We start from the raw sequence: 1,856 nt of genomic DNA, 5'->3' as shown, positions 1-1,856 counted from the left end.
GCAGCAAAATACGACGCGATGTACGCGGCCTCTCTGGCGGATCCTGAGGGGTTCTGGAACGAGCACGGCCAGCGTGTGGAGTGGATCAAGCCTTACACCAAGGTGAAGAACACCTCCTTTACGCCGGGCAATATCGACATCAAATGGTATGAGGACGGCACGCTCAACGTGGCCGCCAACTGTATCGACCGCCATCTGGAAACCCGCGGCAATCAGGCCGCCATCATCTGGGAGCCGGATGATCCCAACGAGCAGGCGCAGTCGATCACCTATGCCGACCTGCACCGCCGCGTCTGCCGCATGGCCAATGTGCTGGAAACCATGGGCGTGCGCAAAGGCGACCGCGTGGTGATCTACCTGCCGATGATCCCGGAAGCCGCATATGCCATGCTGGCCTGTGCTCGCATTGGCGCGATCCATTCCATTGTCTTTGCGGGCTTTTCCCCCGACGCCCTCGCCGCCCGCATCAATGGCTGTGACGCCAAAGTGGTGATTACGGCGGATCACGCCCCCCGCGGCGGCCGCAAAACTGCGCTCAAGTCCAACACCGACGCGGCCCTGCTGCACACCAAAGACACCGTCAAATGTCTCGTTGTGAAACGCACCGGCGATCAGACCACCTGGGTCGACGGGCGTGATTACGACTACAACGAGATGGCGATGGAGGCGAATGACTACTGCAAGCCCGCAGAAATGAGCGCCGAAGACCCGCTGTTCATTCTCTACACCTCAGGCTCCACCGGCCAGCCCAAGGGCGTGGTGCACACCACCGGCGGCTATCTGGTCTATGCCTCCATGACCCATGAGTACACCTTTGACTATAAAGACGGCGACATCTTCTGGTGTACCGCCGATGTGGGCTGGGTCACGGGCCACAGCTACATCGTCTACGGGCCGCTGGCCAATGGCGCGACCACAGTGATGTTTGAGGGCGTGCCGACCTATCCGGATGCGTCGCGCTTCTGGCAGGTCTGCGAAAAGCACCGGGTGAACCAGTTCTACACCGCCCCAACCGCCCTGCGCGCGCTGATGGGTCAAGGCAATGAGTATGTGGAGAAATGTGATCTCTCCTCCCTGCGCATCCTTGGCACCGTGGGTGAGCCGATCAACCCGGAGGCCTGGACCTGGTACAATGACGTGGTTGGCAAAGGAAACTGCCCGATCGTCGACACCTGGTGGCAGACCGAGACCGGCGGCCATATGATGACCCCCCTGCCCGGCGCCCATGCCACCAAACCGGGTGCTGCGATGAAGCCGTTCTTTGGCGTCGCCCCTGTGGTGCTGGACCCGCAGTCCGGCGAGGAAATCAGCGGCAATGATGTGGAAGGCGTGCTGGCCATTGCCGACAGCTGGCCCAGCCAGATGCGCACCGTCTGGGGCGATCACGAGCGGTTCGAAAAAACCTATTTCTCTGACTACAAAGGCTATTACTTTGCCGGTGACGGCTGCCGCCGCGACGCGGATGGCGACTATTGGATCACCGGTCGCGTGGACGATGTGATCAACGTCTCCGGCCACCGCATGGGCACAGCCGAGGTCGAAAGCGCGCTGGTGGCCCATGCCGCAGTGGCCGAGGCCGCCGTGGTGGGCTACCCGCATGACATCAAAGGCCAGGGCATCTACTGCTACGTGACCCTGATGAATGACCGCGAGCCTTCAGATGAATTGCGCACCGAGCTGCGCAACTGGGTGCGCACGGAAATCGGCCCGATTGCTAGCCCCGATCTGATCCAATGGGCGCCCGGCCTGCCCAAGACCCGCTCCGGCAAAATCATGCGCCGCATCCTGCGCAAGATTGCGGAAAACGACTACGGATCGCTGGGGGACACCTCCACGCTGGCAGACCCCGCCGTGGT

The 1,856-nt window shown here is 61.9% G+C and carries 1 protein-coding gene; it reads left to right on the top strand.

Annotated features, from left to right (window positions below):
- The coding region (gene acs, locus J7399_RS20845; RefSeq protein WP_209090075.1) for an acetate--CoA ligase at positions 1 to 1,856 on the top strand (1,856 nt) is incomplete at both ends.

Origin of the sequence: Shimia sp. R9_1 (assembly GCF_017743775.1) — a bacterium.
Classification (GTDB): domain Bacteria; phylum Pseudomonadota; class Alphaproteobacteria; order Rhodobacterales; family Rhodobacteraceae; genus Shimia.
This window is presented reverse-complemented; position numbering and strand designations above follow the sequence as displayed.